Source organism: Gibbsiella quercinecans (assembly GCF_002291425.1).
GTDB lineage: Bacteria > Pseudomonadota > Gammaproteobacteria > Enterobacterales > Enterobacteriaceae > Gibbsiella > Gibbsiella quercinecans.
On record NZ_CP014136.1, the window covers coordinates 3813384 to 3838032 of the forward strand.

General features: G+C 59.1%; 19 protein-coding genes. 12 read left to right on the top strand and 7 right to left on the bottom strand.

Features of this window, described 5'->3' with window-relative positions; genetic code table 11:
- The first annotated feature begins 21 nt into the window (after positions 1–21).
- From ACN28Q_RS17565 to ACN28Q_RS17590, 6 genes are all read left to right on the top strand, one after another.
- The gene (locus tag ACN28Q_RS17565; RefSeq protein ID WP_095847521.1) at positions 22–3975 is read left to right on the top strand and encodes a cellulose biosynthesis protein BcsC; all 3954 of its coding nucleotides are present in this window, start codon (positions 22–24) and stop codon (positions 3973–3975) included.
- Between the two features lie 15 nt (positions 3976–3990).
- On the top strand, positions 3991–4473 hold the full coding sequence (gene bcsD, locus ACN28Q_RS17570) for a cellulose biosynthesis protein BcsD (protein ID WP_095847522.1): 483 nt from the start codon (positions 3991–3993) through the stop codon (positions 4471–4473).
- Between the two features lie 3 nt (positions 4474–4476).
- A complete protein-coding gene (locus ACN28Q_RS17575) occupies positions 4477–5484 on the top strand; it encodes a family 8 glycosyl hydrolase (RefSeq protein WP_413541220.1) in 1008 nt (335 codons plus the stop codon).
- Between the two features lie 432 nt (positions 5485–5916).
- Complete coding sequence (locus ACN28Q_RS17580) at positions 5917–6843, top strand: tripartite tricarboxylate transporter substrate binding protein (RefSeq protein WP_230469551.1); 927 nt, start codon at positions 5917–5919, stop codon at positions 6841–6843.
- Positions 6834–7316, top strand: coding sequence for a tripartite tricarboxylate transporter TctB family protein (locus tag ACN28Q_RS17585; RefSeq protein WP_095847524.1), 483 nt, complete (start codon positions 6834–6836; stop codon positions 7314–7316). The genes ACN28Q_RS17580 and ACN28Q_RS17585 overlap by 10 nt, the downstream gene beginning before the upstream one ends.
- Entirely contained in the window at positions 7313–8797 is a 1485-nt protein-coding gene (locus ACN28Q_RS17590) for a tripartite tricarboxylate transporter permease (protein ID WP_095847525.1), read from the top strand. The genes ACN28Q_RS17585 and ACN28Q_RS17590 overlap by 4 nt, the downstream gene beginning before the upstream one ends.
- Positions 8798–8884: 87 nt before the next feature.
- Here the strand turns inward: ACN28Q_RS17590 and ACN28Q_RS17595 are convergent, their stop codons facing one another.
- The 3 genes from ACN28Q_RS17595 to ACN28Q_RS17605 are packed head-to-tail and all read right to left on the bottom strand — an operon-like array spanning position 8885 to position 11394.
- A complete protein-coding gene (locus ACN28Q_RS17595; RefSeq protein ID WP_095847526.1) occupies positions 8885–9460 on the bottom strand; it encodes a peroxidase-related enzyme in 576 nt (191 codons plus the stop codon).
- Position 9461: 1 nt separating this feature from the next.
- A complete protein-coding gene (locus ACN28Q_RS17600; protein ID WP_183096711.1) occupies positions 9462–9959 on the bottom strand; it encodes a CMD domain-containing protein in 498 nt (165 codons plus the stop codon).
- The gene (locus ACN28Q_RS17605) at positions 9952–11394 is read right to left on the bottom strand and encodes an NAD(P)-binding domain-containing protein (RefSeq protein WP_095847527.1); all 1443 of its coding nucleotides are present in this window, start codon (positions 11392–11394) and stop codon (positions 9952–9954) included. The genes ACN28Q_RS17600 and ACN28Q_RS17605 overlap by 8 nt, the downstream gene beginning before the upstream one ends.
- A gap of 267 nt (positions 11395–11661) precedes the next feature.
- Here ACN28Q_RS17605 and ACN28Q_RS17610 point away from each other — a divergent pair, with 267 nt between their 5' ends.
- The gene (locus tag ACN28Q_RS17610; RefSeq protein ID WP_095847528.1) at positions 11662–12630 is read left to right on the top strand and encodes a LysR family transcriptional regulator; all 969 of its coding nucleotides are present in this window, start codon (positions 11662–11664) and stop codon (positions 12628–12630) included.
- Between the two features lie 362 nt (positions 12631–12992).
- On the opposite strand, the gene ACN28Q_RS17615 is transcribed toward ACN28Q_RS17610, so the two are convergent.
- Genes ACN28Q_RS17615 through ACN28Q_RS17625 form a run of 3 tightly spaced genes read right to left on the bottom strand, consistent with a single transcriptional unit; the run spans position 12993 to position 17906 of the window.
- A complete protein-coding gene (locus ACN28Q_RS17615; protein ID WP_183096712.1) occupies positions 12993–13721 on the bottom strand; it encodes an amino acid ABC transporter ATP-binding protein in 729 nt (242 codons plus the stop codon).
- A 1-nt stretch (position 13722) separates the two neighbouring features.
- Positions 13723–14958 (bottom strand): M20/M25/M40 family metallo-hydrolase, encoded by a 1236-nt coding sequence (locus tag ACN28Q_RS17620; RefSeq protein WP_095847530.1) that lies wholly within the window; start codon positions 14956–14958, stop codon positions 13723–13725.
- 14 nt (positions 14959–14972) lie between these two features.
- Positions 14973–17906, bottom strand: a complete 2934-nt coding sequence (locus tag ACN28Q_RS17625; protein ID WP_095847531.1) for an FAD-dependent oxidoreductase — start codon at positions 17904–17906, stop codon at positions 14973–14975.
- An 86-nt stretch (positions 17907–17992) separates the two neighbouring features.
- Here ACN28Q_RS17625 and dapA point away from each other — a divergent pair, with 86 nt between their 5' ends.
- Genes dapA through ACN28Q_RS17650 form a run of 5 tightly spaced genes read left to right on the top strand, consistent with a single transcriptional unit; the run spans position 17993 to position 22683 of the window.
- Positions 17993–18892 carry a 4-hydroxy-tetrahydrodipicolinate synthase gene (gene dapA, locus ACN28Q_RS17630; RefSeq protein ID WP_095847532.1) on the top strand — a complete coding sequence of 300 codons (900 nt, stop codon included), beginning with the start codon at positions 17993–17995 and terminating at the stop codon, positions 18890–18892.
- Between the two features lie 36 nt (positions 18893–18928).
- Positions 18929–19759, top strand: coding sequence for an ABC transporter substrate-binding protein (locus ACN28Q_RS17635; RefSeq protein ID WP_095847533.1), 831 nt, complete (start codon positions 18929–18931; stop codon positions 19757–19759).
- A 23-nt stretch (positions 19760–19782) separates the two neighbouring features.
- Entirely contained in the window at positions 19783–20529 is a 747-nt protein-coding gene (locus ACN28Q_RS17640; RefSeq protein ID WP_095847534.1) for an amino acid ABC transporter permease, read from the top strand.
- On the top strand, positions 20529–21947 hold the full coding sequence (gene hydA, locus ACN28Q_RS17645) for a dihydropyrimidinase (RefSeq protein WP_095847535.1): 1419 nt from the start codon (positions 20529–20531) through the stop codon (positions 21945–21947). Before ACN28Q_RS17640 ends, hydA begins: the two co-directional genes overlap by 1 nt.
- Before the next feature lie 49 nt (positions 21948–21996).
- Positions 21997–22683 carry a GntR family transcriptional regulator gene (locus ACN28Q_RS17650; RefSeq protein WP_095847536.1) on the top strand — a complete coding sequence of 229 codons (687 nt, stop codon included), beginning with the start codon at positions 21997–21999 and terminating at the stop codon, positions 22681–22683.
- A gap of 164 nt (positions 22684–22847) precedes the next feature.
- Here the strand turns inward: ACN28Q_RS17650 and ACN28Q_RS17655 are convergent.
- Positions 22848–24361 (bottom strand): IS3 family transposase gene (locus tag ACN28Q_RS17655; RefSeq protein WP_418251455.1). Its coding sequence is split into 2 segments (ribosomal slippage): positions 22848–23911 and positions 23911–24361, totalling 1515 coding nucleotides; the frame shifts between segments, so codons are not numbered across the junction.
- Between the last annotated feature and the right edge of the window lie 288 nt (positions 24362–24649).

Consider the following 24649-nt stretch of genomic DNA (forward strand, 5'->3'; position numbering starts at 1 on the left):
TGGCGATTCCCGGGGTAGAAAATGAAAAGAACAACGCTGTCTTTGGCAATACTCAGGGTGCTGTACCTGGTCGGTAGCGCAGGGATCCTTGCGGGCGCCATGCCGGCCCAGGCGGCGGATGCGCCCAACCCGGTGATGAGGGCGCTGTTTGAGCAGGCGGAGTACTGGCACGCGCGGGCGCACGATGAATTAGCGAAAGACGCCTTGCAGAAAGTGCTGTTGGTCGATCCGAACAACAGCCGGGCGCTGTATCTGATGGCGCTGTATTCGCTGCAAAGCGGCAATACGGCGGCGGCGACCCAGTGGCGTGAGCGGTTGGCGAAGGTGTCGCCGCAAGATCCGTTGCTGATTGAACTGGGGAACGCCAAGACGCTGCGCGCGGTGCCGCCTTCGCAGCTTGCCTCGGCGCGCCAGATGGCGGCGCAGGGCAACATTACCGGCGCGCTGGCTGCTTACCGCGTGATTTTCAACGGCGATACCCCTTTGGACAGCCTGGCGACCGAATATTACCTCACCATGGCGGGGGATAAAAAACTGTTGCCGCAGTCGATAGCCAGCCTGGAACAACGGGTTGCCCAGCGCCCGGGCGATGCCGAAGCGCGCCTGGCGTTGGGCAAGATCATGACCTATCAGGAAACCACGCGCCGCCAGGGGATTGCCTTGCTGAACGGCATGGCGGCCGACAGCCCCGAGGCCGATCGCGCTTTGCGCCAGGCATTGCTGTGGCAGGCCCCACAGGAAAGCGATCGCGATGTCTATCAGGAGTACCAGGCGCGCCACCCGAATGATACGGCGGTGATGGGATATTTCCAGAAGAACATCGGCGGCGCCGCCAAAAACCAGGGGTTCACGGCGCTAAACAGCGGCGATGTCAACGCAGCGAAAAGCCAGTTTAACAGCGTGCTGGCCGGCAACCCGAACGATCAGGATGCGCTGGCCGGCCTAGGGTATATCGCCCAGCGCAGCGGCGATTTTGCCCAGGCCGCCGACTACCTGTCACGTGCAGCTCAGCAGGGCGGCGCGAATAGCGAACAGCTGAAAAGCCAGGCGGAAGACGCCGCCTTCTATGCGCAGTTGGCTAACGCCAAAGCGAGCGCGGACCGCGGTAACTATGACGCCGCGCTGGCTGCCGTGACGCCGCTGGCGCAAGGCAGTGATGACAAGGGCGTGTCTGCCGCGCTGCTGCGTGCCGATATTCTGCGCAGCAAAGGGGATCTGGCCGCGGCTGAGCAGCAATACAGCGCGCTGGGCAGCAACCAGAATGCCCGCGCTGGGTTGTATTACGTGCTGCGCCAGCAGAACAAAACGGCGCAGGCCGATCAGGTGTTGCAAACGTTGCCGGCGGAATTGCGCAGCCGGTTGCAGGCGCCGCCGGTGGTGGATGCCATTGAACCGCTGCGCCGCCAGGCGGCCCAGGCGGTGGCTAATGGCGAGCCGCAGCGTGCCCTGAGCTTGCTGCAACAGGCGCAGGCGCGCCAGCCCGGCAACGTCTGGGTGCGGCTGGATATGGCGCGCATCCTGCAACAACAGGGGCAAACCGCGCAGGCTCAGGCGCTGATGCTGCCGCTGGAACGCCCGGGAGCCGGCACTACCGATTTGTACGCCGCCGCGCTGTTTGCCTCGGAAAAACAAAATTGGCCTTATACCCGTGCGTTGATGGCGCGCATCCCATCGGGCAGCCAGACGGCGGCTATGCGTGAGCTGAACCAGCGTGCCAATTTCAACCAGCAGATGGCCGCCGCCGATGCCTATCTGCAACAGGGCAACAGTGTTGCCGCCGCCAATACGCTGCGCGCGCTGGCGCAAAACCCACCGGCTGCGCCGGCCGATGTGGGCGCACTGGCGAAGAAACTGGCCGCGACCGGGCAACTGCCGCTGGCGGTGCAACTGGTGCGCCAGAGCATGCAGGCCGGGGTGAAAGGCAATGCCGGCGACTATGCCGATCAGGTCGCGGTGCTCAATGAAGCCGGCCTGAGCAATGAAGCGCTGGCCTTCTTACAGGATCCGCAGATTCAGTCTTCGACCTCCTCAACGGTGCTGGCGGATATCCGCAACGGCTTTGTGATCAACGAAGCCGATCGGCTGCGCGAGCAGGGCCAATATGCCGAAGCTTACGATCGGCTGGTGGTGGCGCTACAGGCCGATCCGCAAAACCGCGATATGATGCTGGCAATGGCGCGCCTTTATCAGTCGGGCAAAATGAATCAACAGGCGAATCAGGTCTATACCTACCTGATGAACAATGACACCCCGGGGCAGGATGCGCGTATGGGGGCGATCAATATCGCGTTGGCTGAAGGGGATACCCAGCGGGCGGATACGCTGATGCAAGGGTTAACTGGCCCGCGCACGCCGGATCGTCTGCTACTGGCGGCCAGGGTGGCGGAAGCGAAGGGCGATCACCAGCAGGCGCAGGCGCTGTTGCGCTCCGCCAAAGGAAAAATGATTGGCCTGGATGGCGGGGAAGGCTCATTGCAAATTGCCGGCCTGCAGATGGCCGACAATCCGTTCGTCAATCGCACAACGCGCGGCAACCGGCCGGCGACGCAGTCGGTTTACGGTACGGTAATGCCATGGCAGCAGTCCGATCAGCTTTCTTCCGGCGCGGCGGCATTGCAGGCCGGCAGCGTGCCTACCGCGGTGGCGCAGCGCAGTGCGACGGAGCAGCAGATCGACACCATGCTCGATCGCCTGCGGGACAAAACGGCCACGTGGGTACAGGGCGATCTGTCGGTGCGTGGGCGCGATGGCGAAAGCGGCCTCAGCCAGTTGACGGAAGCCAAAGCACCGATGACCTTCTCGTTTGTGCCGTTCGAAACCTCGCGCTTAAGCCTGACGGCGACGCCGGTTTCTCTGAATGCCGGCAACCCATCCGGCACCGGCAACACGCGTTTTGGGCAGGGGGCGCTTGCCCAGGCACAGTATGCAAAAGAAGATGCCGAAGGATATGCGAGCACGCTGGGGATTTCGGGGGATACGCTGTCGGCGTTGCAAACCGCAGCCACCAGAGCCTATAGCAGCAGTTGTAGCAGCAGTTCACAAACCGCATCAGACACGCAGTGCGATGCCTATAGCGCTATCAGCGGTATGGATCCAACCACCTATTCCGCACCTGATGCCGGCGGGCAAAGCACTACCGGCGTTGAGCTGAACCTGGCGCTGTCCGGTGACAATTACCGGGCGGATATCGGCAGCACACCGCTGGGCCAGGATCTCAACACGCTGGTGGGGGGCGTCCAGTGGTCGCCGAAGCTGACGGACTACACTACGCTGACCGCCACCGCCGAGCGGCGGATGGTTACCGACAGCTACCTGTCTTACGTGGGTACCAAAGATACCTACAGCGGCGATACCTGGGGCCAGGTTACCAAAAACGGCGGCAGCCTGAACCTGTCCTATGATGACGGCGACGCCGGGTTCTATGCCGGCGCCGGCTATTACAGCTATTTGGGCAACAACGTCGCCAGCAATAGCTCGGTCAATGCCAACGCCGGCCTGTATATTCGCCCATACCGCGAGGATGACCGCGAGCTGAAAACCGGCATTAACGTCGGTTACCTCAACTTCGATAAAAACCTCAGTTACTACAGCTACGGCCAGGGGGGCTATTTCAGCCCGCAGAACTACGTTAGCGTGTCGTTCCCGGTGGAATATACCCAGCAATACAGCAACTGGGATCTGAAGCTTAGCGGTGCGGTGGGTTACCAATCGTATACGCAGGACCGCAGCGCCTATTATCCGAACAACCCGGATATGCAGAGCGAGCTCGAAAATCTGGTGGCGGCCGGTTACGCCACCGAAGCCTACTACGCGGGCGCAACCCAGAACGGCATTGGCTGGAATCTGGGGGTTGGCGGCAATTATCATCTGAACAGGAACATGCGCATTGGCGGCCAGGTCAGCTACGATACCTTCGGCGACTACAATGAAAGCAAAGCGCAGGTTTACTTCCGCTATTTGATGGGCGACAACTGATTGCTGGTGGGGAATATGCAAGAACACCGTTATACACAGCTCGAACAGGAATATTATCGCCATCGTCAGCAGGCCGTCTCCGGTTGGCAAGTCCTTACCCAGGCCTTGTTTTCCGGTATTCTGTCCTCTTCGGATGATGAAGACGGCCGGCGCTTTCTCAACCTGGTCGGCAAGAATTTGGCCGGCCAGCACCCGCTGCCGTTTTCGCGTTCGCTGGGGGAATTGGAAGACAATATGAATGCCATCCTCGGCCGCTTTGACTGGGGCGTGTTAACCATCGAAGCCAGCCAGCAACAGCTCACGCTGGTGCACCTGGCGTGGCCGCCTTCCCCCCAGGGGCAGGACGATGAGTTGTGGCGCGTGGCGTTGATCTCACTGCTTGAAGGCATGTACGCTGAATGGCTGCTGTCCCAGGGCGGGCACCCCACGGTGCCGCTGCGCTGGGTGAATAATTCGGCGGAAGGCGCGTTTATCTTCCGTTACCAAAATGGATTGTAAGGAATGTTTATGCGGTCGATAAGGGCTATCAGTCTGTTGGTGCTGGCGCTGTTTTCCACAGCGGCGCTGGCCCAAGGCAACGGTTGGTCAACCTACAAACAGCGTTTCCTAATGGCTGATGGACGTATCGTTGATACGGCGAATAAAAACGTCAGCCATACCGAAGGGCAGGGGTTCAGCATGTTGCTGGCGGTGTTCAATAACGATCGGCAAACCTTTGATAAACTGTGGCAGTGGTCAAACGCCAACCTGTTTCGCAGCGACGTAGGGATGTATTCCTGGCGTTATGATCCCAACAGCGTGCCCAAGGTGGCGGATAAGAATACCGCTTCCGACGGTGATACGCTGATGGCATGGGCGCTGCTGCTGGCCGGCGACAAATGGCATGATACCCGCTATACCCAGGCTTCCGAGAAGCTGCAGGCGGCGCTGATCAAACATACGGTAATAAAATACGCCGGTTATACCGTGATGCTGCCTGGGTTAAGTGGTTTTAACCAAACCACGTCGATTACCGTTAACCCTTCCTACTTCCTTTTCCCTGCGTGGCAGGCGTTTTATCAACACAGCCATTTGAAGGTGTGGAAGGATCTGGACACCAGCGCGCTGGCGATGCTTGGGAAAATGACGTTTGGCCAATACCGGTTGCCTTCCGATTGGGTCACGCTCAATGCCGACGGCACACTGGCGCCCGCCAGCAAGTGGCCGGCGCTGTTCAGTTACGATGCTATTCGCATCCCACTTTATCTGCGCTGGGCGCACCCTGGGCAAGCGGCGCTGGCGCCCTATATTCAGTTCTGGCAGCAAACCCCGCGTAATGCCACCCCGGCCTGGGTTAACGTGTTGAGTGGCGCCAAGGCCAATTACATGATGTCGCCGGGCCAACTGGCGATTCGCGATTTCACCATGGCAAATACCGGCGCCATCAGCGATCAACTCTCCCAGGGGGATGATTACTACTCCTCCAGCCTGCAACTGCTGGCCTGGTGGGCCGCCAACGGCGCCCATTAAGCGCGCGCCAGGCCGTGCGCTGACCGGCGGCCTGGTCCTTTCCCTCACTCTGCCAGCAATCAAATCGATTTGCCCCGCCAGCATGGCCCTGCCGCTGTCAATGCATTGCCTTGGCTGGCTAGACTTCATCGGTTAGCCTATCGACGCCTTCAATTATGCATAAAAAGTATTGTTAAACTTCATTGATGCGGTTTATTAATAATAAAAAAGCATAATTTTATAAAAAAATGTGCCTGTACATGGTGAATGAATTACCGCATGATTTTGCAACACATAGCGCGTTTTTTTATTTTTTTTATATACAAATCATAGCGATATTTAACCTGTGCCAGGCTGGCGATGGCACCGGTAACCACGGCGTTGCAGCAAAATCGAGGGGAAATCATGAAGAAGTTATGCTCTGGCTTATACGGCTTAATGGCAGGTGCTGCCATGTTCCACGCGAGTTTTGCTGCGGCGGATGCCAGCTACCCTGATAAACCGATCCAGATGATTGTCGCCTTTGCGCCGGGCGGCGGCACCGACATCGCGGCGCGCACCATTGCGCATTACCTGGAAAAACACCTGGCGGACGGCGCGCGCGTGGCGGTGATCAACAAACCCGGCGCGGGCGGCGAAATCGGCTGGACAGCGCTGGCGCGCAGCAAGCCGGATGGCTACACCATCGGTATGATCAACCCGCCAGCCACCAATTCACTGGTGGTGGAGGGGAAAGCCAAATACACCATGGATGATTTCCAGCCGATCGCCAATATTGTTTACGATCCGGCCATTCTGGTGGTGAATAGCAAGAGCCCGTATCAAACGCTGCAGCAGTTTATCGACGCCGGCAAGCAAGCGCCCGGCAAGCTGGTGATCGGCACGTCTGGCGCGGCCGGCTCTTCTGAACATGTGGCGTTGCTCAACCTTAACCGCCTGGCGGGCGTTGAATTGAAAGCCGCGTTCTTCGGCAGCACCGCGCCGGTAAAACAGGCGGTGTTGGGGAACCATGTGCCGGCGGCGACCATGAACCTGAGCGAAGCGCTGCAACTGGCGCGTGAAGGGCAGATACGTATCCTCGGCGTGATGGCCGAACAGCGCTCGGACTATGTGAAAGATGTGCCTACTTTCCGTGAGCAGCATATCGATCTGATCGCCGGCGCCTCTCGGGGAATCGCTACGCCGAAGGGCACACCGCCGGCGATTGTCGCCAGGTTGGAAAAAGCGCTGCACGATGTGGTTAACGATCCGGACTACCTGGCGGCCGCGCAAAAAGCCGAAATGCCGCTGAACTACCTGGATGCCAAAAGCTACAGCGCGTTAATCGCCCGTATTAACACTGACCTGGCCGAAACCTGGAAAATCACGCCATGGCGTTAAGTTTTAACCCCCGCAAGGCTCGGGTTGAGTTGCTGTTCGCCATCCTCTGGGTGGCGTTAGCCATTTGGCTGTATGTTGAGGCCGGCCATTTCAGCGCGGCCAGTGCCACTTTCCCACGCGCGCTGGCGGTGCTGCTTGGTATTTGCGGCGTGGTGCTCAGCGTTAAATCTTTCCTGGCGCTGCGCCGTTTGCCCGCCGCGCAGGCGGCACGCTTGTTTCAGGCGCCGGGCCGCGTGCTGATGGGCTTTGTGCTGGTGTTCCTCTATCTGTTGCTGATGGACTGGGTGGGGTATATCGCCGCCAGCCTGCTGTTTGGCCTGGTGCTGCCGTTGCTGGCCGGTTATCGCGACTGGAAACAACTGCTGTGGGTGATCGGCGGCACCATCGTGTTTATCTGGCTGGTGTTTAACGTGCTGCTGGAGCGCCCGTTGCCGCAGGGCATTGTGGCGTCGTTCCTGGGGGGCCTATTGTGATCGATGCGCTGATTAACGCCTTGCCACTCGTGCTGGCCCCGATGAACCTGCTGGCGGTGCTGCTGGGCACGGTGGCCGGCCTGGTGGTTGGGGCGTTGCCCGGCCTGACCGTGACGACCGGTATTGCGGTGCTGATCCCGCTCACCTTTGGCATTGAGCCGCTGTTTGCGCTTGGCATGATGGCGGGGATGTACAACGGCGGCAGCTACGGCGGCGCCATACCGGCGATTTTGTTGCGTATCCCCGGCACGCCGGCATCCGTCGCCACCACGCTGGATGGCTACGCGCTGACCCAGCAGGGCAAGGCGGCCTATGCGCTGCAGGTAGCGGTAGTCTCCGGCGTGGTGGGCAGTGTGCTTTCGGCGATTTCACTGATCTTATTTGCGCCGGGGCTGGCGAAGGTCAGCCTGGTATTTGGCCCGGCGGAGTATTTCTGGGTGTCGATCCTTGGCCTGGCGACCGTCACCTCGCTATTGGGCAACGATTTCCTGAAAGGGCTGATTGCCGCGATTATCGGGCTGGTGATTGGCACCATCGGGCAGGATATCTCCACCGGTGACGAGCGCTACACGTTTGGCAGATTGGAACTGGCGGAAGGGCTGGATCTGGTGGTGCTGCTGACGGCGCTGTTCGCTTTCCCGCCGGTGATCCACATGCTGGAGAAGGTAACGCTGAAAGGCATGTCTTCGCACCTGCTGCATCTGCGCAAACAGGGCTCGGTGCTGGCGAAGTGGCGTGAGTTTCTGCCGGTGTGGCTGCGCAGCTCGGTGATTGGCATCATCATCGGTATCTTGCCCGGCGCGGGCGGCAGCATGTCTTGCTATCTGGCGTATAACGATGCCAAGCGCCGCGATAAAGACCCGGAAAGCTTTGGCTATGGCAACCCGCGCGGCGTTGCGGCATCGGAAGCGGGCAACGGCGCGGATAACGCCTCTTCACTGATCCCGGCGCTGACGCTGGGCATTCCCGGTTCCGGGGTGGCGGCGGTGATCCTTGGCGGCCTACTGGTGCAGGGGCTGCGCCCTGGCCCGCAGTTGTTTCAGGATCACCCCGACGTGGTCTACGGTTTTATGCTGCAAATGCTGATTTCTGCCCTGATGTTGGTGCTGGTGGGCGGGTTGACCGCCACGCGTATTTTTGGCCAGGCGCTGCGCCTGCCGACCGTGTTGTTGGCACCGGTGATCATGCTGTTTATCACCGTGGGGGTCTATGCGGTCAATAACGCCGAGTTTGATCTGTGGTTGTTCTTCGGCATTGGCATTGTGGCGTATTTCCTTGAGAAATTGGGCTATCCCAGCGCACCGATTATTCTGGGGGTGATGCTTGGGCCGATTGCCGAAACCCAGTTGAACCTGGCGCTGACCATTTCAGGCGGCGATCCTGTGGCGTTGGTCAATACGCCGCTTTCCTGGCTGCTGATCGCGCTTTCGGTGTTTATCCTGCTGACGCCTGGCTGGCGTTACCTGCGCAACCGCCGCTGAGCCGGCGTGCAACGGCACAGCCAAAAGCGCAACCGCCATTCCGGCCGTTGCGCTTTTTTTATCACTGATGCGGAAATAAAACGGCGCCTACCTGGGCGTGGCGTGGCCCAGCGTATGCATCAAACGGTTGGCCCAGCCGAAAATGGCGGCGGCGTGGATCAGATCGACGATTTCCGCTTTGCTCAGGCCGGCGGCCAACAACGGCTGCAGCTGTTCGGCGGTAACTGCATCGGCACTTTGCGAAAGTGCGCGGCAGAAATCGATAATTGCCTGCTGACGCGGAGCAAAACGGGCGCTAAAGCCTTGGGTATATAAGGCGTTGATCACATCCTGCCGGCCGGAAAGCTCCAGATAGCGGCGGGCATGCACGGATGCGCAGTAGACGCAGCCGTTAACGCCAGAGGCCACCAACGCGCCCAGTTCCCGCTCATCGCGGCCCAGGCCGCCACGGCAGTACATGATGGCGTTAAACAGGCGGGTACGCGCCAGGTAGGATTCCGGATCGTGCGCCAGGGTGCGCACGTAGGGCGAGATTTTAGTATTGGACGGCGTGACCTGCATCGCCGCCAACTGTTCCGGCGTGGCTTCCGCGACGTCAACCGGCGTGATCCAGGGCGCCCAGTGCTGGGCTTTCACCGTGACTTTTACGGCCTTGTTCGCCATATTACAGCGCCCCCAGCAACTGTAGGCCCGCCATCACGCGGGATTCGAAATTAACAAAGGCTATCAGCTCCGTTAGCGCGACAATCTGCGGCGCGCTCAGGCCGGCTTCGGCCAGCGCGTGAATGTGTTGCTCGGTGCTGTGCCTGGGCTGCAGGGTAACGTGATCGCTATGGCGCACGATGGCCGCCAGCCAGGTGTCTTCTGCCGACGGCGAGCCGCCGTTGGCGATCGCTTGATAGGCGTCGCCCTGGGCGAGCGTGTGGTAAAACGCCGCCTGCGCCGGGTTACCGCTTAGCCGGGCTATGCGTTGCGCCAGCGCGATGCGCAGTGCGCTGGGGAGCCCTTGATCGTTCTTGGGCCACAGCACAGTAGCGCGGCAGGCTTCGACGCCATCGACAAACTCCGGGCGGGCGCGGCGTATTGCATGCAGTGCAGAGCCGGGCGCAATGCCGGCCACGGCATCCACCACGTTGAGTGGGGCTTCACCCTGATTATTCATGGTTTGCATCCTGCCATTCATCCCCTAACAACTCCGGCGTATCAAACGCCACCAGGTTGGCGAAGTGGGTTTCGCGGTCTTCCACAAAAATGCTGCGCACAATCCCCTGCGCCAGGCGGCGCGCGCCTTCACTCACCGCCGGAATATCGCCGGAGAGTTTGCCGTGGCTGAGGGTGGAGGGATAGTTGAAGCAGTAAATGCGGTGCAACGCAGGGCATTGGCCCGGTTGTTTCTCCTGGAAGCTAAAGTCATCCCCCAGATAGGGGGAGGTTGCCAGTTCGCCTTGTTCTTCACCGGCGGGTGGCGTGAAGGCGTCTTGCCAGAATTTGATGGCCGAAGCAAAGCGCGCCAATTCTGGCTTTTGGGCCAGATCAACCCGAAAGCCGGTGGCGAAAATCACAAAATCCAGTTCGTGGGTACCGGAAGGCGTTGCCAGCAGCACGCGCTCGCCCTGTTGCTTAAGCGACAGAACCGGGCTGTTGAGCCAAAACCGGCCGTTTGGATGGCGTGAAACGCGCAACGTTGAATCACGCGGCGGCGGGGTCTGTGCCGCTAACGTATGGTGCAGGAACTTCCACTTCCAGTGATCGTCCAGCGCCTGGAAACCGTGCACCACACCCTGGCTGGCGATGCCGGTGAATTTATTAATGCGTGGGATATCGCCACGGCGAATAAACAGATCCACCTGGGCGGCCCCCAGTTCCAGCGCGGTGGCAGCGTTGTCCATTGCCGAAGCGCCTGCACCGATCACCGCAATGTGTTTACCGGCGAGTTGGGTAAAATCGATATCATCGGCCGAGTGCGCCCAGAAGCGTTGATCCACCGAGTGGGCGATGCCCGGCACGTAAGGGCCGCCCAGGCCGTCGCGGCCATTCGCCAGCACCACGCGCCGCGCGTAATAAATCTGTGTGCCGCCGTTCGCCAAATCCTGTGTGTGCAGCGCAAACAGGCCGGGTTCAATGGATCGAATATCCGTTACCTCAACCTGGTTAACCACCGGCAATTGCAGCACCTTGCGATACCAGGCCAGGTAGTCCATCCATTGGGTGCGGGGGATTTTCCCGAGCGCCTCCCAGGCGGCGTTGCCGAATTGCGCTTGGTACCATGCGCGGAAGGTGAGTGCCGGCAGGCCCAGCGCCGGGCCGGTGAGCTGTTTTGGCGAGCGCAGCGTTTCCATGCGGGCAAACTTCAGCCAGGGCCCTTCTAATCCCGCTGGCGATTTATCAAGGCACAGCAGGTTGTCCACGCCGAGAAAGCGCAGTGATGCGGCGGCGGTGAGGCCGCACATGCCGGCGCCGATGATGATCACATCGTGAACCGCATGCTGCTGGTAATGGCGTGGCGGGATCCAGGGTTTGGCCGGCAGTTCCAGCAGGCTGAGATCGTCTGCCAGCCGCTGTTCAAGCGCCTTCAGAGTGGTGTGATGACTGCTCATCGAACAGTGTCTCCTTCAGATCGGTATTTCGCGATGGAGCGGGGCCGTTTAAGCGGCAACCTTCGGTAAGCATGCCCGAGAAGGCCGCCAGAGGCGAATGCTTATTATGTTTTTTATGGATTATAATTGGTGTTTGATGTGATTGATTAATAATAATTAATCATTAGCTTATTCACAAACAGCGATTTATTATCGCTGGTTAACCGCGGATTATCGGGCGTTTTAGCGCGCCCAAGCGCTGATGGCGCTCAGGGGAGAAGAAGTAACATGACATCACTAAACGATCTGGATCTGCGCCAACTGGAAGCGTTCGCCACCGTGATCTCTGCCGGCAGCGTGACGGCGGCGGCCAGAGTGTTGGGCCGTTCGCAACCGGCGGTGACTAGGCTTATTCAGGATCTTGAAGCTTCTTTGGGCTACCCGTTGTTTGTGCGCAATGGCCCGCGCATTCACCCCACCGAACAGGCGCTGAAGCTGCATCAGTATGTAGAAAAGGCGCTGCTTTCGCTGGAGCAGATTCGCCTGCGGGCGCAGGAGATCGGCCAGGCAGGGGAGAAACCGCTAATGATTGCCGCCACCCCGGCGATGTCTTCCGGTTTATTGCCGGGGGCGTTGGCGCAGATGGCGCTGACGGCGGGCGTGCAGATCCTCAGCGACTCGGCTGAACAAACCGCCCATGCCGTGATCACCGGCGAGGCCGATCTGGCCATCAGTAGCCTGCCGCTGGAGCACCATGCGGTAAACCTGCACTGGATCGGCCAGGCGCGCTGCGTGCTGGCGCTGCCGGAAGCCGATCCGCTGGCGGCCAAGGCGGTGATTAGCCTGGGCGATTTGGCATCGCGCCCGCTGATTGCCCCGCACAACCCCTGGCGTCTGCGTCGCCGCTTCGATAAGGCGCTGGCAAAGCACCGCACCCGACCAAAAACGATCGTTGAAACCAACTCCTCTGCCAATATTCTTGCCTGTGTGCGCGCCGGGCTGGGCATCGCCATTCTGGAACCGGTGACGGCCTATGGCCTGCCGGTGCAAGGGGTGGCGATCCGCGAGCTGGAGATTGATATTCCCTATTACTTTGGCGTGGTCACGCCGCTTGGCCGGGCGCCGAACGAGCGGGTGTTGGCGCTGGTGGAAGCCCTGGGTAACGTTGCCGCCGCCATGCTGCCCATGTTCCAGCGCCTGGCACCGGGCGAGCACCAGCGGGTGATGCAACTGCTGAATAAGGAAAAGGCGTTGTAGGGGAGATTTTGGGTATTAACCGTGGTGCCGGGTAGCCGTTGCAGGTATTAGAGCCTGATGTGGTTGGTTTTCGTAACCTGGGCGGTGAGTTATTTCAGTGTTGAGCGCCGTCTCGATGCTAATTTTCTTCAGTAGGCGTTCGAACTGTGTATGAACCTGGCACATAGGTTACAGACCAAGGCACAGTAAACCTATCTATCTCGTTGACTGTGCGAGTTATAACCTGTGACCCCTGTGTTCGGTTCATACCACCGCAGCCGATAATCAGTTTGCCATTCTCGCGTATCCAATCCGCCCCCCAGCGCCAGGCTGGCTCCGCACCGCGTGTGCCTGGTGGCGCCATCGGTTGGCAGTGGCTTCCCTCAATGCGTTAGCACCTGCTGCAGAAATTCCCGCGCGCGCTGCGACTTCGGTGCCTGGAAGAATTGCTCGGCGTCGGTATCTTCAACAATCTCTCCCGCATCCATAAACAATATCCGATCGGCTATTTTTCGCGCGAAGCCCAGCTCATGTGTTACGCAGAACATGGTCATCCCGTCGTGCGCCAGTTCGGCCATCACCGCGAGCACCTCCGCCACCATTTCCGGATCTAACGCAGATGTCGGTTCGTCAAATAGCATTGCGCGAGGCTCCATCGCCAGCGCTCGGGCGATGGCGACGCGCTGCTGTTGCCCGCCGGACAGTTGCTCCGGATATTTATCGGCGTGCTCCAGCAGGCCGACGCGTCGCAGCAGCGCCTGGCCTTTGCAGAGCGCGGCCGCCTTATTGCGCTTTAAGATCTTTCTCTGCGGAATCACCAAATTATCCATCACGGTCAGATGTGGGAACAGTTCGAATGACTGAAACACCATGCCGACCTGACGGCGCAGCTCCGGCAAATGGGTATTTTTATCGCCCAGCTGCATCTCATCGATCTGGATATTGCCCTGATCAAAGGTTTCCAGCGCGTTGATGCATTTAATTAACGTCGATTTGCCGGAGCCGGACGGGCCGCAAATAACAACGACTTCGCCGGTATTCACCTGAACGGAGCAGTTCTTCAGCACCTGAAAGTCTCCGTAAGATTTGCAAAGATTGTTGATTTTTATCACTTTATACTCCTTCGGATAACAGAGAGAACAGGCTGTTCGCCACAACATGCGTGGCCAGACGCAAATCTTCCAGCCGCACGCGTTCGTCGGCGCGGTGGGCATTCGCTTCGAGCAGCGTGCGTGGACCGGCGCCATACATGATGGTGGGAATACCGGCGCTGCTGTAGAGGCGGGCATCGGTATAGAGCGGCAGGCCGACCACCGGAATCGGTTCGCCCAGCACGGCTTCGGCTTCCCGGCATACCAGCTCCGCCAGCCGATCGCTGCCCGCCACCGGGGTAAACGGGCGTGCCAGCAGGATTTGGCGCACCTGAATCGTGATCTGCGGCAGCGTCTCCTCCACGCGGGCGATTAGCGCGCGCATTTCTGCTTCAACCTCTTCCGGGGATTCTTCCGGGATAATGCGTCGGTCTAGCCGCAGAGTCAGCGTATCAGCCACCACATTGGTATTGATGCCGCCGTTAATTAAGCCGACCACCATGGTGGGATGACCGATCCCGGGAATGGCTGAACTGCGCTGCGCCAGACTATCGCGATAGGCGTACAGCGCCTGCAGCAGTTGTACGCCCGCCTCAATGGCATCGGTGCCGCTGTCCGGCATCGCCGCGTGGGCTGACACGCCCTTCACCGTGATCTCCAGATGCAGGCAACCGTTGTGCGCGGTAACTACGTGGTAGGGCAGCGCCGCGCAGATCACGTAATCCGGCTTACTTTTACCGTTATCGAGGATCCAGCCCGGGCCGGTTTGGCCTCCGGTTTCTTCATCGTAGGTCACGTGCAGCTCAACGCAGCCGGCAAGGGGAGGGGCCAGCTGTTTCAACGCTCGCAACGCGCAGGCGAAGGTGGTGATATCCGATTTGGATACCGCTGCGCCCCGGCCATACAGCCAGCCGTCGTGGATTTCCGCGCCGTAGGGATCCACGCTCCAGCCCTGGCCAGGCGGCACCACATCGCCGTGCGCATTGAGTGCGATAGTCGGGCCGGCGCCGAAATGCTCGCGCACAATCAGGTTGGTTGCACTGCGCATGCCGGCACCCTGCACAACGTCCGCCGGCACCTGATGGCGTTCCACCGTGAACCCCATTTCCTCCAGCAACTGGGCCGTACGTTCCGCATGCGGGGCGCAGTCGCCCGGCGGATTATCCGACGGCGTCTGCACCAGGGCTTTCAGCATATCGACCTGGGCGGCGAAGTCGTCGTCAATCAGAGTTGCCAGTCGTTGTTTATCCACATTCATTCAATACGGCCTCTTTAGTTGAAACGCTCAATAAGGTAGGGGGAAATATCGATGTCGGTATGCCCGCGGGTCATCAGATCGGCCACGATGCGGGCGACAATCGGCGCCAGCGTGTAGCCGTTCGAGGTCACAGCGTTGAAGAAGCCCGGTTTGCCGGGCACCTCGCCGATGATCGGCGCGCCGTCGATGTTGACGTTCATGCCGGCCCAACTGCGTAACATATGCAGCCCGCGCAACGGTGGCAGCACGTTGGCGGCGACCCATAAATTGCCTTCGATGCTGCGGCGCAGGGCGTAATTCATGCGCATATCGGCGGAAAAGCCCGCGCTCCAGCCGCCGCCGATCAGCAGGCCGCCGTTGACGGTCTGTTTCAGGCTTAAATGGCGGTCGGCATGGGCGATCAGGTGGTCGATCATTTTGGGTGCCCGTTCAGTCACGATCATCTGCAGCGGTGCGCCGCGTACCGGAACGTTAATACCGGCCATCTGACCGATGCTGCCGGCCCAGGCGCCTGCGGCGTTGACCAGCCTCCGGGCGCGGATAACGCCGCGGCTGGTAGTGACGCGATAGCCGCCTTCGCGCAGCGTTTCTATCGACAAAACGTTGGTGCCGCGTTGGAAGCGCGCTCCCTGTTGCCGAGCCAGACGGCCAACCACATAGGTGGCGCGCAACGGGTTGATTTTTCCCTCCAACGGGCAGAATTCCGCCCCTTTCAGCGTTGGCGCAAGGTGCGGCGAAAGACGCAGCAGATCCGCCTGGCCCAGCAGTTCCGCTTCAATGCCGTAGCTGCGCTCCATGCGGATTTTTTGCTCAAGGAAACGCAGCCCTTGTTCGCTGTCCGCGACCATCAGGCCGCCGGTGATTTTGATCTCCAGCGACTCGCCGCTCAACGCTTCCAGCATTTGCCACTGACGGATGGCGTGTGGGCCGAGCGGCAGCGTCTGGGCTGCCGGGCCGCCGCCGGCCTGCGCTTTCTGGCCGAAATCAAATGACAATAATTGGACGTGCAGACTGCCGGCATTGGCGCCTGAAGCCTGCATATTGGCCTCGTCGCGGTCGATCACCAGAACGTCGGCGCCCTGACTGGCCAGGTAATAGCCCAGGCAATTGCCCAGCACGCCGGCGCCGATGGTCAGGATGTCGACAGATTGTTCTGGCAGCGTATCGCTGACCACCGGCCGGGCGAGGTTGGGGGTGATGGCCGGGAAGTGGCCGCCCCATTCCGGTTTTTCGAACGTTAGGGCGGCGATCGGAACGGGTTTGGCCGGCACTCGGGGGGCGAAAAATCCTTCCACGTCGGGCTGGCGCCCGGTCATTTCGCTGATTAAGCGGGCAGCGACGCCGGAACAGTAGCGCCCCTGGCAGGGGCCCATACCGAGCCGGGTATTGCGTTTTAGCATGCCGGGCGTGTCATAGCCCTGTTTGATCTGGTTGCGAAGCTCGCCAAGGGTGATATTTTCACAGCGGCAGATCAGCGTGTCGTCGGGCAGATGGGACAGACTAACCGGCGGCGCCTGGTAAATACGCCACAGCGCGCGCTGAAAATCCTCCGCCCGCCGCAGCTTCGCTTCCGCCTGACGCCGCGCGGGCGCATTGTCGCCAAGCCCCAGCGCGGCGGCGGCGGCCAGTCCGGCCAGCGTGCCGCGGGCTAACGCCACGCGGGAGCCGCCCAGATCCGCGCCGTCGCCCACCACGAACACCCCGTCGACGCTGCTGGCGCCGGCAGGATCGGTTTTAATGGCCGGCGTACTGAACGGGGTGTCGCGCAAGTATTGCTCGCAGCCCAGCATGCGCGCCAGCTCGGTGGAAGGAATAAAACCGTGGCCAAGGCAGAGCACATCGCACTCGATACGCCGCTCGCTGCCGGGCACGACCTGGCCTGACGGATCAAACCGGGCAACGGTGATCGCCTCGAGCCGTTCAGCGCCGTGTGCGGCAATCACTGTCTGCCCCCAGTACATCGGTACGCGGCCCAGTTTCAGCCGCGCGATATATTTCTGCCCTTCGGCGATCAGGTCCGGCGCATTTTTCAGTAGCCTCAATGCCTGTACGCTGTCTTTCAGGCCGGGCCGGGGGGCGGTTTCCAACAGCGCGCACACGCTGGCACCGCCGGCGGTCAGATCGGCCGCTAGCTGTAGATTCAGCGGGCCATTGCCGCTGATCGCGATACGCTGGCCGGGCATAACCTGGTAAGCCCGCGATAAAGTTTGCGCCGCACCGGTGGTCATGACGCCCGGCAGGGTCCAGCCGGGAAAGGGCACCGGCCGTTCATAGGCGCCGGCAGCGATGATCAGTTTACGGGGACGAAACAATCTCGCTTTACCGTCGATCAACACCGCGATTTCATCGGCTGCAAAGGCGCCCCAGACGGTAGTGTTCTGATACAGGGTAACGCCAACATCCTTCAACTGTGTAAGGAGGGAGAGTCCATTGGCGAACTGCGCCGGCACCCGGCGGACAAAGCGGTGCGATGGCGCCAGCGGTTTATAGAACTGCCCGCCGCTTTGCGCCCGTTCGTCGAGGACACAGACTTTCGCCCCCTGGCGTGCGGCGGCCAGCGCGGCGGAGAGCCCCGCAGGCCCCGCGCCCACCACCAGCACATCACAGGTTTCCAGCGGCGGTTCATTTTCGCACGGCGTATTGCTCAGCGCCTGGCGCTGGTCAAGGGTGGACGGCGCACTGCTGATCTGCATGCCGTTCGCTACTTTGGTCATACAACTGCGTTGCCCAGGACAGCCGTCGACTTCCACCACGCACTCGAAACAGGCACCCATGCCGCAGTATAGCCCCCGACGATCGCCGCTCTGAGTCTGGCGAATGCTGACCAGATCGGCTCTTGCCAGCGCGGCGGCGATGGTTTCCCCCTGCTGGGCGGGAATCGGGGTGCCGTTGAACCAGATCTGGATCGTCGGAGAATCACATTCAATTGAGGGATGAATAAGGCGCATTTGATCCTGTCCAAAAAAAGGTTGCATACACATTGTATACGTATACACTTCGTATGCAATAACCTCATTTACATTTGGACAGAACGATGGAAACTTTTCGCGGTACCTATACGGTTTTAGTCACTCCATTTACTCCGGATGGAGCAGCAATTGACGTGCCAGCATTGGAACAGCTGGTGGAATGGCAAATAGAACAGGGAATTCATGGGCTTATTCCGCTTGGTAGCACCGGCGAGTTTTTGTCGATGACGCGGGAAGAGCGACAATTGGTCACCGAAACGGTGATTCGCACCAGCAGAGGGCGTGTGCCCGTGCTAATGGGCACCGGGGCCGAATGGACCCGCGACTGTATCGAACTCAGCCGGGAAGCGGAGGCGATGGGAGCGGATGGCGTGATGATCATTCCGCCGTTCTATAGCTGCCCGAATGATGATGAGCTCTTCACCCATTACCGCAAAGTCGGCGAAGCGATCAGCATTCCGATCATGATCTACAACAACCCGGCTACGGCGAATGTTGATCTGCAACCCAAATTGGTCGCGCGGCTGGCGCAGATTGATACGGTGAATTACATCAAGGAATCGACGCTGGAAGTCACCCGGGTGCGCGACATCATCGAACTGTGCGGCGACAAAATGAACGTATTCGCCGGCATTCTCGGTTATGAATCCTTCTGGCTGGGCGCCTGTGGCTGGATTGCCGTCGCCTCTAATCTGCTGCCGCAACTGTGCGCCCAGATGTTTGAAGCTGCGGTGGACCGGCAGAACCGCGACGAAGCGCTGGCGATCTATAAACAGATCGTGCCTGTCGTCCGGGCCGTGGGCGGGCCATTCTATGTTTCGGCCAGCAAAGCCGGGCTCGATATGCTCGGTCTGCCGGTCGGCGATCCGCGCGCGCCGCGTTTGCCGCTGGAGGCGTCCGCCCAACAGGCGTTGCGCCAGGCGCTGGATAAGCTCGGTGTGCTTAATAGCATCAATATGCAGTAACCGATTCTCTCTTTGTTCATTACTGGGGAAAACGATATGAAAAAATTGTCTGCTTTGCTTCACGCTGTTGCGCTGTCCGGGCTGTTGGTTAGCACGGGATCTTTCGCCGCCGCCTGTAGCGCGCCAGCCGGCGCGCAGCTGATCGTTCCCGGTCAGTTAAATATGTCCACTAACCCGACGCTGCCGCCTTTGCAGTTTGTTGATAACACTGGCCAACTGAAGGGGATGCGTATCGAGCTGGGCAAAGAGATCGCGAAGAGGCTATGCCTTGAACCGAACTATATTCGTATCGAGTTTTCCGCCATGGTGCCGGGGCTGCAGGGCGGCCGCTGGGACATGATCAATACCGGCATTTTCTTTACGCCGGAACGCGCCAAAATCATGTGGATGATCCCGTATGAAAATCAGTCAGTGGGCCTGTCGACGATCCCGGACAACCCAGCCGGTATCAGCAAGCCTGAGGATCTGGCAGGTAAGCGCGTGGGCGTGGAGATCGGCGGTTTTGAAGAAAAAGCGATCCGCCGTGTCAGCGCTGAGCTGCAGGCTAAAAAGCTCAAGCCGATTGAGATCCTCACCTTTGATAACTTCGCCATCGCTTTTCAGGCGTTACGCGCCGGCCAAGTGGACGCAGTGATCAGCCTGGATGCTGTGGCCAATGAATACCAGCGGCAGGGACAGTTTCGCCAGGTGATTTCCGGCCTGGAGCCAACGCCGGTTTCTCTTGCGTTCCGCGATCGCGCCCTGGCGGAGGCCACGGCGAAAGTCCTAAACGAGATGCGTGCCGATGGCAGCCTGGATGCCCTGTTTAAACGCTTTAATGCGCAAACGACGTCCGGAACTTTTACCGTTCACGGCCCTTCCTTGTAACTGCCTTACGGGAGAGATGAGCAATGAATCACGGCTGGAGCTGGGCAGGCTACTTCGAGTACCTGTTCAATCATTATTTAATGATGGGTGTTGTTTATACCATCTGTCTTACCCTGGTGGGGATGCTCGGAGGCCTACTGCTGGGTGCGTTAGTCGCTTTCTCCCGCCTCTCCCCGATAGTCTGGTTGAGCCAGACGGCCAAATTCTATACATGGATATTCCGCGGCACGCCGTTGCTGGTGCAGTTAATCATCATCTATACCGGCCTGCCGCAGATAGGTATTCGCTTTACCGTTGTGGAGGCGGTGCTGATTGGCCTGATTCTGAACGAGGCCGCTTATCTGGCCGAGATTATCCGCGGCGGCGTGCAGGCGGTCCCGCGTGGCCAGATCAACGCGGCGAAAGCGCTGGGGTTCGGCGGTGTAGGCGTGCTGCGCTACGTCATCTTTCCCCAGACGATGCGGCTGATCCTGCCGTCTCTTGGCAACAGTTTCAACGGCTTGCTGAAAACTACCTCGATTGCCTCGGTGATCTCGATGGAAGAGCTGCTGCGCCGTACGCAGATGCTGATTCAGGAAAAGTTTATGGTGCTGGAGCTGTTTATGGTGGCCGCCACCTATTACCTGATTCTGACCACGCTGTGGGATCTGATACAGCGCCGCATTGAGCGACATTACGCTAACGCTTACCGCAGCGAGCATACGCCGAAGGACGAAAAGGCCGGGGCGGCGATCGGCGCCGGCAACAAATTAAATAACGAGACGCGCTAATGAAAGCATATGATCTGATCATCCGCCGGGCCGACATCGTAACTGCGGCGGATCGCTTTACCGGCGATATCGGTATTCATCAGGGGCGGATTGTCGCCATTGGCGAACGGCTTGATCCGGCTCTGGCGGAACAGACCATTGACGCGGCGGGGCGGATGGTGACGCCGGGCGGGGTAGACGCGCATTGTCATCTCGATCAGCCTTCGGCCGACGGCTCTGTCGGTTCCGACGACTTTCTCACTGGCACCCGCTCGGCCGCTTGCGGCGGCACCACCACAGTGATCCCGTTCGCCATGCAGTTTAAGGGGCAAAGCCTGGATGACGCGGTGGCCGATTACCATCGGCGTGCCGACGGTAAGGCCTGTATCGACTATGCCTTCCACCTGATCATCAGCGACGCCGCGCCCGACGTGGTGAATGAACAACTGCCACGCATGGTGGCGTCTGGCTATAGCTCATTTAAAATTTACATGACCTATGACGCGCTGAAACTCAGAGATCGCGACATTCTTGACGTGCTGGACGCATCGCGCAAACTGGGGGCGCTTAGCATGATCCACGCGGAGAACGACGACTGCATCAGTTGGCTGACTGAACGTCTGTTAAAGCAGGGTAAGAGCGCGCCGCGTTTCCATGCCGTTGCGCATAGCGCGATCGGCGAGAGGGAGGCGACGCACCGGGCGATTTCGCTGGCCGAACTGGTCGATGTACCGATTTTACTGGTGCACGTCTCCAGCCGCTCTGCGCTGGAGCAGATCTATTGGGCGCGTGGCAAGGGGCTGAATATTTTCTCTGAAACCTGTCCACAGTATCTGTTCCTGACCGCGGAAGATCTGGGGATCGACGATCATTTCCACGGCGCGAAATGTATCTGCAGCCCGCCACCTCGCGATACCGACAGCCAAAACGCGATCTGGACCGGGCTGACCAACGGCACCTTTAGCATTTTTTCGTCCGATCATTCGCCCTATAACTATGACGATCCGCACGGCAAGAAACTGCATGGCGATAACGCCTCGTTCGATCGGGTGCCCAACGGTATTCCGGGGCTGGAAACGCGTATGCCGTTATTGATGAGCGAAGGGGTGCTGAGCGGCAGGCTGACGCCGCAGCGGTTTGTCGAGCTGACCGCGACGGCGCCCGCAAAGTTGTACGGGCTGTATCCGCAGAAGGGTACGCTGTCGATCGGCGCCGATGCGGATATTGTTATCTGGGATACACAGAGCGATAAAACGATCCGCCATGCGGATCTGCATTCGGCTGCCGATTACACGCCGTATGAGGGTAAGGCGCTGCGCGCCTGGCCATCGATCACGCTGGCGCGCGGCAAAGTAGTATGGGCCGATGGGGCTTTTTGTGGCCAGGCGGGCGACGGGCGCTTTTTACCCTGCGCGGCGCCTTTCCCTCCGGCCATATAATTCGTTACACTTAGGCCCTTACTTTTATGGACACAGGTAAACATGTTCCATGTCAGACTATCAGGATCACGTGCTTGCCGCGATTATGGCGGCTAAGCCACTTTATCTGAAATCAGCCAGTCTTTCCGAGCAGGTTTACCTGCTGCTGCGGGAGTTGATTCTGGAAAGGAAAATTCCGGGCAGCAGCGAGATGTCTGAATCGCGGCTGGCTGATGAATTGCAGGTATCGCGCACGCCGATGCGTGAAGCATTGGTCCGACTGGCGGGCGAGAATCTGCTGGTGAGGCGTGGCGCTCGCTCTTATGCGGTGCGTTCCGTGGATATTAAAGAATATCTGGACACCATGGCGCTGCGCGAGGTGCTGGAGTGCGAGGCGGTAAACCGCGCGGTAGAGCGTATCGACCTGGACGAACTCGGCCAGTATGCCAGCGAACTGCAGGCGTTGATGTCTGGCGAGCATGAGGAACATGTATACTGGCGCTTTGATGACCGGCTGCACAATTTTATCGCCGAATCCTCAGGCAATAAAGTGTTGGTGCAAATGCTGGAAAAGCTGCGTATTAATGTGCGGCTGTTTCGCCTGCACAGCCCGCTGCATCGCCAGAGTGAAAATCATGTCGAGCATCAGGATATTATTTATTACCTGACTCAGCGCGATGCGGTAAAAAGCGTCGAGGCGATGAGAATGCATATTAGTAAATTGCGTAACGACGTGATTGTTTCTTTATCCGGCTAATTTTTACCAGTAATAAAAATATATACTCTAAATAATTTGGGGGGCAGAAAAATCTGCCGGCCGGGATTTCAGCGCTGCTGGTTGTTGAGGCCACGTCGCGGGCCATATAATTAAGTGCAGCCGACGTACGGTAAGTGTCAAGATAGTTGGCACCCCCGGTTAATTTAGGCTGCCTGTTTTTCCCGCTCTGGATTCAACATTACCTCGCCTATCGGTTGCCAGTTCCGTGTCCTGCCAGACCAGCGTTCAGGTCGTTGCGCTTTTGCCATCTGGTACACGTCATCCCGCTTCTTCAGCACCGTGCCATCTTCACCACGGTGCCGTTGGCCTGGCGTTACATACCTGATGCCGCTATGTCGATGCGTTTCGTTATACCACCGGGTAAAACTCTCTACCCATTCACGCGCATCATCTAACTTGTCGAACCCCGATGACGGCCACTGCGGCACATATTTCAGCGTCCTGAACAGCGACTCCACATAGGCATTATCGTTACTGACCCTTGGCCGGCTGTGAGATGGCGTTATTGCCAACTCATGCAGCTTCATCTGCAACGTCTGTGACTTCATCGCCGCCCCATTATCCGCATGCAGCACCGGCGGACATTGCCAGCATCCTTCCCGACGTACCGTGCGCTGTATCAGGGCGGCTGCCTGCTCGCCACTTTCTGCTTCATGCACTTCATATCCCACGATTTTTCGGCTGAAGAGGTCTTCCACCAGATACAGGTAAAACCAGCGTCCCTTCACGGTTGACGGGAGCCATGTGATATCCCATGTCCACACCTGATTCGGCCCACTGGCCTGCCAGGTCGTTGCCGGGGTGACTTTCTGTGCCGCTCGCTGTCGTCCCCTGCGATGCGCTTCTCCATGCCGACGCAGCACACGGTAGAAGGTTGATTCACTCGCCAGATAAATCCCGTTATCAGCCAGCTCCGGCACGATTTGTGACGGGGGCAGGCTGGCATACGCGGGTTGATGGCACACCGCCAGTATCTGTTGCTCTTCTTGCGCACTTAGCCGGTTCGCCGGCGAGGGTCTGACTGAGCTGGCACGCTTGTCCTCCATCGAGATTTGCCAACGCCGCCACGTCCGCTCACTTAATCCGGCTTCAGTGAGCGACACCGACAACCGAGCGCCTGACACCATCGCTTCGCGCACATAACCCACCAGGACCTGTCGCTCTGTGCCGGATGTCAGTCGTCCTCGTCGGTTTCCCCGTAGAAGTCCCGCAACTGCTTTCGGAGCACCAGTATCGCTGCCGCCTCCGCCAGCGCCTTTTCCTTACGAACCAGTTCGCGTTTCAGTTGCTTGACTTCTTTCTGGCTTTGTCTGAGCGCGGCTTTATCATTAGGCGAAGATACCTGCAAAAATCCTTGTTTCCACTGACTAATCTGCTCAGGATAAATCCCTTTCTTACGGCAGTATTGCGCCAGTTCCGCTTCACTGAGTGTGGCGGTTTCGATAATCACTGCCAGCCGGGCATCGGCTGACCATTGGTCTGTGGTTTTGTCTGCACCCGGCACCGGTATTCCCTCTGTTTTCGCCTTGTTACGCCAGTTATAGAGGGTAGCTTCTGATATCCCTTCCATCTGTGCAACTGCGGTGACGGTCATGTTGTAGGGCGGCAGTAATTTAGCCAGTGCGGCTGATTTACGTTCTGGTGAAATACGTTTCACGATCGGGTCCCATCTTGTCATTAGTGTTTTCGATAGGGGGTGCCATCTATCCTGACAGAGGGGGCGTATCTGCAGCCTGAAATATGGTGATATACCAAAAACAATTCGCGTTGCAGGAGGGCAGCGGTGCAGAGAGCTATCAGGATAAGCCGGGTAACCAAGCCAACACACCTGAAACTTGCAGCATGACCAATATATTATGATTAACTAAATATCCGCTATGCCTGCGAAGAGTGGATGTGGCTTTTGGCCCTGATGACGAATTCCTTCCTTTCCGATATCGTTCCA

Bases quoted from the DNA above. Each gene is read 5' to 3' on its own strand.
- ACN28Q_RS17565 (WP_095847521.1), top strand. From the start codon at position 22: ATGAAAAGAACAACGCTGTCTTTGGCAATACTCAGGGTGCTGTACCTG.
- bcsD (WP_095847522.1), top strand. From the start codon at position 3,991: ATGCAAGAACACCGTTATACACAGCTCGAACAGGAATATTATCGCCAT.
- ACN28Q_RS17575 (WP_413541220.1), top strand. From the start codon at position 4,477: ATGTTTATGCGGTCGATAAGGGCTATCAGTCTGTTGGTGCTGGCGCTG.
- ACN28Q_RS17580 (WP_230469551.1), top strand. From the start codon at position 5,917: ATGTTCCACGCGAGTTTTGCTGCGGCGGATGCCAGCTACCCTGATAAA.
- ACN28Q_RS17585 (WP_095847524.1), top strand. From the start codon at position 6,834: ATGGCGTTAAGTTTTAACCCCCGCAAGGCTCGGGTTGAGTTGCTGTTC.
- ACN28Q_RS17595 (WP_095847526.1), bottom strand. From the start codon at position 9,460: ATGGCGAACAAGGCCGTAAAAGTCACGGTGAAAGCCCAGCACTGGGCG.
- ACN28Q_RS17600 (WP_183096711.1), bottom strand. From the start codon at position 9,959: ATGAATAATCAGGGTGAAGCCCCACTCAACGTGGTGGATGCCGTGGCC.
- ACN28Q_RS17605 (WP_095847527.1), bottom strand. From the start codon at position 11,394: ATGAGCAGTCATCACACCACTCTGAAGGCGCTTGAACAGCGGCTGGCA.
- ACN28Q_RS17610 (WP_095847528.1), top strand. From the start codon at position 11,662: ATGACATCACTAAACGATCTGGATCTGCGCCAACTGGAAGCGTTCGCC.
- ACN28Q_RS17620 (WP_095847530.1), bottom strand. From the start codon at position 14,958: ATGAATGTGGATAAACAACGACTGGCAACTCTGATTGACGACGACTTC.
- ACN28Q_RS17625 (WP_095847531.1), bottom strand. From the start codon at position 17,906: ATGCGCCTTATTCATCCCTCAATTGAATGTGATTCTCCGACGATCCAG.
- dapA (WP_095847532.1), top strand. From the start codon at position 17,993: ATGGAAACTTTTCGCGGTACCTATACGGTTTTAGTCACTCCATTTACT.
- ACN28Q_RS17635 (WP_095847533.1), top strand. From the start codon at position 18,929: ATGAAAAAATTGTCTGCTTTGCTTCACGCTGTTGCGCTGTCCGGGCTG.
- ACN28Q_RS17640 (WP_095847534.1), top strand. From the start codon at position 19,783: ATGAATCACGGCTGGAGCTGGGCAGGCTACTTCGAGTACCTGTTCAAT.
- hydA (WP_095847535.1), top strand. From the start codon at position 20,529: ATGAAAGCATATGATCTGATCATCCGCCGGGCCGACATCGTAACTGCG.
- ACN28Q_RS17650 (WP_095847536.1), top strand. From the start codon at position 21,997: ATGTCAGACTATCAGGATCACGTGCTTGCCGCGATTATGGCGGCTAAG.